An 11,428-nucleotide genomic window follows, 5' to 3' on the forward strand; every position below is an offset into this window, starting at 1 on the left:
ATGCAAAAGATGTACGTTTCCCAGAACAGATGGCTACTCTCTGCAAAAACGACGGCAGAGGCAGAAGTGCTATTATTTTGCTTTCACTATGCTGGTGGCCATGCTGGTATTTATCGGGATTGGCAAAAAAAGCTGCCTGTTCAGATTGGCGTTTGTCCTGTACAGCTCCCGGGCAGAAGTAATCGCTTTTTAGAGCCTTGCTACACGGATTTGTCTGTAATGATTCGTGATTTGGCAGAAGCGCTCCTTCCCTATCTGAATCGACCGTTTGCCTTTTTTGGACATAGCATGGGAACGCTGGTCAGCTTTGAGCTGGCCAGATATTTACGCAAACATTACAACCTCAAGCCGCAGCACCTGTTTGCATCCGGATACCATGCTCCACATCTACCAGATCCGGGTGAAGCTATCCATCATCTCCCAGATCAAGAGTTTCTGGAGGGCGTACGAACGATGAATGGCACGCCAAAGGAAATTTTTGAGGACCAGGAGATTCTGAATATGCTTCTCCCTACGCTTCGGGCCGATTTCACGATATGCGAGACGTATCGGTATCAAGACGAGGAGCCGCTGGAGTCGGGAATAACGGCCATTGGCGGTTGGCAGGATCCTGACTTTTCCATAACACATCTCGAAGCCTGGGCAGATCACACGAACGCTGCTTTTCAAACCTACATGCTGGAAGGGGACCATTTCTTCATCCATTCGCAACAGGACCAAGTCATTAGTATTGTGGGGTCAACTCTTCAAAATTATCTTACTGGGTACAGGGGGATAGGATGATGACAGGAAAAGCAACACGAGAGGGGACACAGCGCCTAGCTCAGGCCAATCCCCATCTTTTCTATAAGCAATTTGGCAGCTTCGATGTGTGGATCAGTCAGGTTGGATTCGGAACGTACCGGATTGATGAACAGGATGAGCAGTACCAGCAGGCTCTCCGTAAAGCGTTGCTCGAAGGAATTAACTTGATTGACACGAGTAGTATGTATACAAATGGGAGCGCCGAGAAAGTCATCGGTAATGTGCTGAAGCAGCTGATAAGTGAGGAAAAAATAAAGCGGGAAGAGCTTGTAATCGTGTCCAAGGCCGGTATCGTACAAGGCGAGGATTCCGAGGAAACGACGAAGAGGACAGCGGAAGGAAAACCGTATCAAGACTTCACGACGGTACACGAAGGAATGTCGATATGTATCCACCCTGAATATCTTCAAGACCAGCTGACACGCAGCCTGCAGCGCTTGCAGGTTGACACGATTGATTGCTACATGCTGCACAATCCAGAGTGGTATTTGCTATGGGCCAAAATGAAAAAGATCAAACAACAGGAAGCGTATGATGAATTATTAGAGCGAGTGGAGAAGGCTTTTCGACATCTGGAGAAAGAAGTAGAATCAGGTCGGATTCAATGCTATGGTGTCAGTGCCAATTCGTTTGTCAGCAATGTCAAAGAATTTGATTTTGTTGCGTTAGATACCCTCTGGGACATTGCAGAAAAGATTACGCCGAATCACCATTTTCGCGTCATCCAGTTTCCAATGAACATGTACGAATCCGGTGCCATACTGGAAAAAAGTCATGCGCAAGGCAAGAGTGCCTTGTTATTTGCCAAGGAAAAAGGGCTTGGTGTCATGACCAACCGGACGTTAGATGTGACAGCAAAGGAAAAAATCTTCCGCCTGACGAACATCCAACTAGATCAGAGCGCGGTCATTGACGAAAAAGAAGCCATTCGTCGAATCAAGGATTGCTTGAATCGTGTAGATGATGTAGAGGATCAGATCGTCTATCGCGTCTTGCCATTATTAAAAATGGAGAAGGAAGATGTGAAAGAGCTGAAGAAAAAAATATCATCTGGAGCTACACTTCGCAAATACTGGAAAAAGCTATACTCTGCCACAAATGTGCAAAATGTGAGAAACTTCTTGTTTGAACCGATCATCGAAGATATTCGCAATACGATTAAAAGGCATGAGGGCTTGGACGACCAGACGCAGCAATGGCTGGATACTTACAAGGCAGCTCTCATGGAGACAGCAGAAGCTTTGCAGAGCTACTACGCCCCGAAAGACTACCAGCGTTCACTGGATATCTCGAAAGAGCTGACGAGGGTGAAACCGCATTTAATGACAACAGATAACCTCAGCCAATCCGCGATTAGAACGATGCGTGCCACTCCAGAGGTGCACAGTGTCCTCGTAGGGATGAGACGTGAGCATTATGTAGAGGATGTACTAATGGAATTGAAGAGACCTTTAGATACGATCATGCAAGAAGAAGACTGGCATACGATGACGCAAACTCTCAAAGCGGTTATTGGCTAAAAACAAAACCCAAAAGTAAAACCACCTTATGGAATCGTGTAACAACAACGATTTCATAAGGTGGTTATTTTTCATCCCCTCGGTTATTTCCACTTGCTGATGATATGCTCGCGATCAAACACTTTAATACTTATCTGGAACAGGATCAGGGCTACCACCGCACAAAGCGTGACCATACCCAGATAGATTACCGGATTGCTCATCATGGAGAGGAAGATGACCTGACTGACAGCAAGTCCGATGATCGGCAGAACCAGTATGGCACCAAATTGTTGGGCTGCTGCGACGTTGTCAACTTTGGAGGAAACAATGACGCTCATGGATACGCTGATGATCGAAATAAATGGAACCAGCAGGAGCATCGCGAGAATAAATACGATGGAAAAATACTCGCTAGCATTGTCAAAGGTTGCAAAGATGAACCCTAGAAAAATTAGCTGTACCACCCAGGTCAAAGCGATGGAAGGCAAGGAGTAAGCTAAGACCTTACCGAGCAAAAACTCCTTGGTGGAAATCGGGGTGACCAGTACGCTTTCCAATGTTCCTGTCATTTTTTCCATGATGATACTCGTCGTGGCAAATGTTAAGGGGATCATCGCCGGTACAATCAGGAACAAAAGGAAGTAGAAGCGGGCAATCGCTATATGACCATCTGTACCTGCCATGTTAAGGAGGGGATTGGTCAATTTCATCAGGTTAAGGATGAACTCCATTTTACCGTTTTGGGCAAATACAGTAGTGATCAGAGCGACAATCAATATAACGAATGGTGCCGCAAGGTTCGTAATCAATACGGAGCGGGCAGCGAAAAGCTCTTTCCATTCCCGGAGAATAACAAATCCCGGCATCCTAGATCGCCTCCTTTTCTTGATTCAACAAGCTGAGATAGGAGTCCTCCAGTGACACGGAGATGGGTGCTATGTAATTGACGGTAATATCCGCAGCAACCAGCTTTTTGACCAGCTGAGGGTTTGAGGTCTTCGGATTGGCTACCCTCAGATGGAACTGATCTTCGGTGCGCTTATACGTCTCCACTTCCTCGGCGGCTTTAATGATCTGTTCCGATTTATTCGAATCCGCTCCTACGTCAAGAAGCACATTGTAGGTGGTCCACTCTTCGCGGAACTTCTGTGGGGTGGTTAATCGAATCACCTCACCCTTAATGATGGCGAATTCATGACATAACTCATCAATTTCTGCGAGGATATGTGAACAAAAGATGATCGTTTTTCCAGATGCAGCCCACTCGCGAATCAGATCTTTCAGCTTCCGGGTGCTGACCGGATCGAGATTGGCTGTGACCTCGTCTAAGAAAAGCACCTCTGGGTCGTGTAAAATCGCGCAAACAATCGAAAGTTTTTGTTTCATTCCCTTCGACAATCTGCCGGCAGGATCATTTCTTCTGTCCCACAAATCGAACTGGCGTAGCAAATACTCGATGCGTGAAGCACGCTTGGCTTTGGGAATCTGGTAGCAGGAGGCGAAGAATTCCAGGTTGTCCAACAGAGAAAGCTTGTCATACACCCCGGGAGATTCCGTTACACAACCAATTTTTTTGCGAATCTCTTCTTTATTTTTGCTGATTTGATGACCGAGGATAGTGACTTCTCCTGACGTAGGCTCAATGAGGCAGGACAAGATACGTAGAGAGGTTGTTTTTCCAGCTCCATTAGGTCCAAGTAGACCGAAAATTTTACCTTTGGGAATCGAGAGGGAAATGCCATCGAGAACTTTTTTGTCTCCAAACGATTTTTTGAGATCCTTAATGACGATTGCAGGCTCCATAAAAAAATCCCCTTTCCTAGATTTCTCTGTGACTCCAATTTCATGTGCAGCTCTCATATCGTAACCTTTTTATCCAATTCGGAATATTAAAAATCTGTAAAGGTAATGAGTTGATTACCAAATGGGCAAAACCAACTGGAGATGGAGACACAGAGGCAATTTCATATCAGAGTGAAATGTCAAATTGAGCGAAGTGCAGCATTGAAAACGGGAGTTGTCAGAAATTGTCAATTTTTACCAGTGGTAAACTTACCTCCTTTCATCGCTCAAAACAAGCAGAGTAGCGCCTTTTGGCGTTCTTTCCTCTATTTGTCGGGCCAAAAAAATAAAAAAATTTACATACAACTACTTGCAGAGAACCATATTTTTGAGTTATATGTAAAAACATGTAACAAAAAGTAAAAATGTGGTACAACTTCCATCTAGGATGATTTTCAATCGAAGTCAACTTTTTGTCAACGAAATTATGAGAAATGCTGGTGATGTTTTTTTGAGAATACTATTCCTAACAACATTCATGAGCAAAGAAAACAGGATTGTCCAGTATCTGGAATCAAGAAACCACGAAGTCATTGTGTGCACAAAAAAACGGGAGCAACAAACCGAATATTTCGAAGAGATTGACTATGTTGTCAGTTACGCGTACGGCTATATTCTGGGTAAGGAAATCGTTTCTCATTTCAAAGGGCGCATTGTCAATCTACATACATCCCTCTTGCCCTGGAGCAAGGGGAGAGACCCTGTTTTCTGGAGCATTTGGGATGAGACACCAAAAGGGGTTACGCTACACCTCATAGACGAGAACATCGATACCGGCAATATCCTTGTTCAGGAAGAGATTTCTTTTAATGACGATGATACGTTGATCGATTGTTACAACAAAGCGAATCAGGTGATTGAAGACCTGTTCATCCGAGAATGGGAGAACATTGTCAGCGGGCGGATCACACCTTTTCCACAACCAACTGGCGGATCGATTCACTACAAAAAAGACCGAGATTTCTACAAAAACCTGAATATGACTACCGTAAAAGAACTGCTGGCATTAAAGCGTTTTTGTGGGAAACGAACACAAGTAGAGAGGCAGAGCGATCTAACCTATCATCAGTTGTTTGAACGACAAGTCGAAGTGTCACCGGACAGTCTGGCAGCTGTATGTCAAGACCAGTCCTTGACATACAAACAGCTAAATGAGCGAGCCAATCAGTTAGCTCATAACCTTTGTGCCAAAGGAGTTAAGCCTGACGATCTGGTGGCGCTCATGATGGACAGATCACTGGACATGCTGGTGAGTATTCTCGCCGTTCTAAAGGCAGGGGCTGCATATCTCCCTATCGATCTGGATTATCCGGATGAACGAATCGCTTATATGCTAAACGACAGTAGTGCACCTGTTTTATTGACACAGACTCCCTTTATCGAAAAGGCGAAAAGCATCTGCGAACTAGAAGTGATGGACGTGTGTGACCCTGATAGCTTTAGCGACAGAAAAGAGAATCTACCGCACGTCAATCGATCAACAGATCTCGTCTATGTCATGTATACATCGGGATCGACCGGTTTGGCCAAAGGCGTGATGATCGAGCATGGCAACTTGGTAAATTTTTGTGAATGGCATCGCCAGTACTTTGAAGTGAGCCATGAAGACAAAGCCCTTGTCTATTCCAGTTTTTCATTTGACGGATCTGTATTGGATATTTTCCCCTATCTGCTTACGGGCGCTTCACTACACATCGTGCCAACTGCCCTGAAGTATGATCTGATTGCCTTGAATGATTATTGTAACCACGAAGGCATTACGATCAGCTTTTTTCCGACGGGAGCAGCTGAACAGTTCATGCAAATGGATAATTGTTCTTTTCGAGCGATGCTTACAGGCGGGGATGTGCTAAAAAAGGTTGATCGGCGCGGTGCTTACAAGCTGTACAACTTGTATGGACCGACAGAGTGCACGATTCTTGCTACTGTTTTTGAGGTGGACAAGCAATACCAGAGCATTCCGATTGGCAAGCCTATTGGTCATACCTCCATCTTAATTTTGGACGAAAAGCTGGCATTACAACCGATTGGGGTAGCAGGCGAGTTATTTATTCTCGGTAGAGGGTTGGGACGAGGGTATGTGAACCGACCAGATTTGACTGCTGAGAAATACATCATTCATCCGCAGACGGGGGAGCGCATGTACCGCACGGGAGACAGGGCACGCTGGTTGCCTGACGGGAACATCGAGTTCATGGGCCGCCTCGACAATTTGGTGAAAATTCGCGGGTATCGGATCGAGCCAGGAGAAATTGAACCATTCCTCATGAATCATCCAATGGTCGAAATGGCAACCGTTATCGCCAAAGAACGGGAGGATGGCCGCAAATACCTAGTTAGCTACTATGTCGCTCCTGATGAAATCCCTTTTCACGAGCTGAGGGAATGGCTCGGAAATGATCTTCCTGATTACATGATCCCGACTCACTTTGTTCACATGGACGTGCTACCGCTCACCACGAATGGAAAGGTAGACAAGCGGGCATTGCCAGATGTACAGGGAGATGAGGAGCTGCTGAGGGAATATTACGTCGGGCCGACTGATGAGCTTGAACAACAATTGGCTCACGTGTGGAGCAGTGTGCTAGGAATCTTGCAGGTGGGAATCGACGACCATTTTCTTGAATGCGGTGGGGACTCGATCAAGGCCATGCAGCTCATTTCCCAGTTCAAAAATATCGGATTCGATTTGAGATATGACCAGCTTTTTAAGCATCCAACGATTCGCCAATTGAAACGTTTGTTCACAGAGCAAGAGCAGACGAACATACCACCATTGCAAGAGCTGACCGTACAACAGCAATACGAAACATCCGCGGTGGAGAAACGGATGTACATTATCCAACAGCAGGATCCCGAGTCGATCGCATACAATGTGACATTCACGGTTGACTTTCCCCACTCCGTAGATGTGGAGCATATCCAGCTGGCCTTGCAACAGCTGGTGATACGTCACGAAGGATTACGAAGCACGTACCACATGTATCATGACGAAATCGTAAAGCGAATTGTCACGTGTTCCGAACTATCATTTGTCCGTCAGACGGGTGTAGAAGAGGTCCTGCACAGTCTACTTGCAGAGCACATCAAGCCATTCGACTTGGCAAAAGCGCCATTGCTCCGGGCTGGAATCATTGAAACTCCTGACAAAAAGGTTCTCTGGCTCGACTCCCATCACATCCTCATGGATGGATTATCCAAGTCGATTTTGTTACGGGAATTACAGACTTTACTCGAACAACAGCAGCTTCCCCCTTTAAAGAATACCTATAAGTCGTTTGCGCGATGGCAAAATGACTGGCATGCAAGCGAGGAATACAAACAGCAAGCTACTTACTGGAAAACCCTTCTTGAGGGCGAGCTTCCTGTTGTTCAGCTTCCTACACGAAAACGTCCGCCGCAACTGACATTTGATGGGGCTACGATCACGTATCGCGCAACCAAAGAACTCACGAGAAAGCTCAAGACCACCGCAACCAAACATGATGGAACCCTCTATATGCTGATGCTTACCATCGTATCTGTCTGGCTATCCAAGATGAATAACGACAGCGAGCAAGTCATACTAGGTACCGTAACAGATGGAAGACAGCATCCAGATACGCGAGAGATACTTGGGATGTTCGTTAATACCTTGCCACTTCTACTCTCAATTGATCATGAAGAAAGCTTCTTACATAACCTGCAACAGGTGAAGCAAGAGCTTTTGTCCGCTTTGCAAAACCAGTACGTTCCCTTTGATAAAATTCTCGAAGGCTCCGGCGCAAGACGCGACGGGAATCGTCATCCCCTGTTTGATGTGATGTTCATGATGCAAGGCTCATCGGAGACAGGGTTGGAAAACTACACGCGTCATATCAACAACAGGATTAGCAAGTTCGGCCTGACACTAGAAGCAGTGGAGCGGGACAATGAGCTGCACATTGTCTTTGAATACAACACACGGTTGTTTGATGAATCCATGATCCACCGCATGATTGCGCAGTTTGAACACCTCCTTTTGCAAGCTGTTCACGCTTTGGAGGCGCAAGTTAAAACGTTTGAACTAATGCCCCAAGCGCAACGCCTCGATTTGTTACTAGGGGTAAACGATACATCCAAAACATACCCCGGCAAATTGATCATGCAGTTGTTAGAAGAATGGGCTGCTGTTACACCTGACAAGATCGCATTGGTTCTTGGAGAACAGTGCATGACGTATCGAGAGCTGAACGAACGAGCTAATCAACTGGCACATACCCTCCGGACAAAAGGGGTGAAACCAGACGATCTGGTGATGCTTATATCGGAACGATCCTTCGAGATGATAGTGGCCATTTTCGCCGTATTGAAAGCAGGTGGAGCCTATCTGCCGATCGATCCGAACAGTCCGGCTGACCGAATTTCCTACATTTTCACAGATAGCGGCGCCAAGATGGTGATGGCACAGTCCCGTTTCGTTGAAAAAGCAAGCTTTACAGCGGGTGTTATAGATCTGGACAGCGAGAGTAGCTTTTCCCCAGATACAAGCAATCTACCACTGGTTAACATGCCGGATGACCTCGTGTATGTCATGTACACATCAGGCTCAACCGGGAAGCCCAAAGGCGTGATGATTGAACACGGGGGGCTGCTCAATGTGCTCCATGCCATGCAGGATGAATATCCGCTAATGAGTGAAGATGCGATCCTGCTGAAGACGACCTACATTTTTGATATCTCTGTAGCCGAAATTTTCGGATGGATACCTGGAAATGGAAAATTGGTGATTCTCGAGCCAGAGGCAGAAAAGACTCCCAAAGAAATATGGCACGCGGTAGTCCAAGAAGGGATCACCCACATCAATTTCGTGCCATCCATGTTGATTCCGTTCGTCGAATATCTGGAGGGGCGAAACGAAGCCAACCGATTGCGGTACATTCTTGCTTGTGGGGAAGCGATGCCGGACGATCTCGTGCCAAAAGTATATGAAGTACTGCCAGAGGTGAAATTGGAAAACATCTACGGGCCAACAGAAGCGACAATATACACGTCTCGCTATTCGCTCGCAAAAGACTCACTGGAGAATCCTGTCCCCATTGGAAAGCCTTTGCCCAACTATCGCATGTACATCGTCAATCGGTACGGACAATTGCAGCCAATAGGCGTTCCTGGCGAACTTTGTATAGCTGGGATCAGCTTGGCAAGAGGATATTTGAATAACGAAGAGCTGACAGCAGAAAAATTTGTTGCCCATCCATTAGAGGCTGGTAAGCGTATCTATCGAACAGGCGACCTGGCACGCTATCGTGAGGATGGCAATATCGAGTATCTCGGACGGATGGACCATCAGGTAAAAATTCGTGGATACCGCATCGAGCTGGAAGAAATTCGTAGCAAACTGATTCAGGAAGCGTCCATTAATGACGCGGTGGTTATGGCTCGAGTCGACCAGAACAATCAGGCATACTTGTGCGCCTATCTGCTTTCCGCGAAGGAATGGACAGTCAGTCAATTGCGAGACCTGCTTCGCCGTGAATTGCCAGAATATATGATACCCGCCCACTTCGTTCTCATGAAGGAGTTTCCCCTTACATCCAACGGTAAGCTAGATCGCAAGGCCCTCCCCGAACCAGATGGAAGTGTGGGAAGCGAAGTGGAATATGTGGCACCGCGCTCTGAAATGGAACAGATTCTTGCCACAGTTTGGGGAGAAGTACTTGGCATCGAGCGGGTAGGGATTCAAGACAGCTTTTTCGAGCTTGGTGGAGATTCGATCAAGGGTTTGCAAATTGCGTCTCGTCTGCAACGGATGAATCTCATAATGGCAGTCAATCATTTGTTTAAATATCCGACGATCGAACGAATGGCACCATTTGTCATTTCCGAAAGTATCATGATCGATCAGGGACTGGTAACAGGGCCTGTCTTGCTTACACCAATCCAGCACTACTTCTTTGAACGGATTACATCAAGTAGACATCACTGGAATCAAGCCATGATGGTTTTCAGCCGAGAGGGCTTCCATAGCGAACTATTGATGGAGTCTCTCCATGCACTTGTGCTTCATCATGATGCCCTGCGCATGAGCTTTATCGAATCGGATGAGGGATTTGTCCAGTTTAATCGGGACGCCGATGGTAATCTGTTCGAATTCCATGTGTTTGATTTTACAGAAGAGCTGGACGCTCGTAACAAAGTGGAAGAAGAAGCAAGCCGTCTTCAAGCGAGTATGAATTTACAGGAGGGGCCGCTCGTTCAAGTAGCGCTCTTCAAGACAAGAGTAGGTGACCATCTGCTTTTTGCGATTCACCATCTGGTTGTTGACGGTGTTTCCTGGCGAATCATTCTGGAAGACTTCCGAATCGCCTATCAGCAAGTAGCATCAGGCAATCCAATTGCTTTACCGGAAAAAACACATTCTTATCAAAAATGGGCGAAAGAGCTAAAAAACGTCGCCAATAGCAAGAAGCTTGAAAACGAACGAGCTTATTGGAAAAAAGTCGAATCCATTCAGACCCGTCCATTGCCAAAGGATCAGGAGACCATTTACCAGACCGAAAATGAGACGATAACAACGTCAGTTCGTTTCTCCAAAATGGAGACGGAACAATTACTGCGCCATACCAATCACGCCTACCAAACGGAAACGCAAGAGATTTTGTTGACTGCCTTGGGAATGGCGTTGCAGGAATGGACACGGGCAAACGATGTTAGGGTCTTTTTGGAAGGACATGGACGTGAAGAGATTGTAAAAGGCTTGAATGTCTCCCGTACGGTAGGTTGGTTCACTTCCCTTTTCCCAGTCGTCCTTCCTGCTGCCAAATCAGGCCAACTGGCGGAGCAGATCAAGCTGGTCAAAGAAACGATGCGTGGAATTCCTAATAAAGGAATCGGGTATGCCATCTTAAAGTATCTCACAGAGACCGAGCACAAACGAGACATCCCTTTCACAAACCAACCCGAAGTTGTGTTCAATTATTTGGGACAGTATGATGCCGATCTGGACAATGACCTGTTTACGATATCGGATCTATCAGGGGGTAGAGTACAAGGCCCGCACGCCGAACGCATGCACCCACTAGATATGTATGCCAAGATTATCGGTGGTGAGCTGATTATCTATTTGAATTACAATCGCCATGAGTATCACAAAACGACGATAGACAAGCTCATGGGACTCTATCAATTTCATTTGAACGCTATTATTGTACATTGTTTGCAAAAGAAAGATTCTGAGTTAACACCGAGTGATTTCGTGGACAAGAAGCTCTCTCTGGAAGAACTCGATGACATTATGGACTTGATAGGCGATTTGTAAG

Annotated in this window: 5 protein-coding genes; 3 read left to right on the forward strand and 2 right to left on the reverse strand. The window is 46.2% G+C overall.

The window, feature by feature from the left end:
- Both lgrE and KB186_RS00790 read left to right on the forward strand, forming a co-directional pair.
- Positions 1-783 (forward strand): linear gramicidin aldoreductase LgrE, encoded by a 783-nt coding sequence (gene lgrE / locus KB186_RS00785; RefSeq protein WP_173609158.1) that lies wholly within the window; start codon positions 1-3, stop codon positions 781-783.
- A complete protein-coding gene (locus KB186_RS00790; protein WP_232772900.1) occupies positions 780-2,324 on the forward strand; it encodes an aldo/keto reductase in 1,545 nt (514 codons plus the stop codon). The genes lgrE and KB186_RS00790 overlap by 4 nt, the downstream gene beginning before the upstream one ends.
- Positions 2,325-2,407: 83 nt before the next feature.
- Here KB186_RS00790 and KB186_RS00795 read toward each other — a convergent pair whose 3' ends face one another.
- Positions 2,408-3,172, reverse strand: a complete 765-nt coding sequence (locus KB186_RS00795; RefSeq protein ID WP_232772901.1) for an ABC transporter permease — start codon at positions 3,170-3,172, stop codon at positions 2,408-2,410.
- 1 nt (position 3,173) lies between these two features.
- Positions 3,174-4,109 (reverse strand): ABC transporter ATP-binding protein, encoded by a 936-nt coding sequence (locus KB186_RS00800; protein WP_173609155.1) that lies wholly within the window; start codon positions 4,107-4,109, stop codon positions 3,174-3,176.
- Between the two features lie 490 nt (positions 4,110-4,599).
- Between KB186_RS00800 and KB186_RS00805 the strand changes: the two genes are divergently transcribed.
- Positions 4,600-11,427, forward strand: a complete 6,828-nt coding sequence (locus KB186_RS00805) for a non-ribosomal peptide synthetase (protein WP_232772902.1) — start codon at positions 4,600-4,602, stop codon at positions 11,425-11,427.
- Position 11,428 lies beyond the last annotated feature (1 nt).

Source organism: Brevibacillus sp. AF8, assembly GCF_021270385.1.
Taxonomy (GTDB): Bacteria; Bacillota; Bacilli; order Brevibacillales; family Brevibacillaceae; genus Brevibacillus.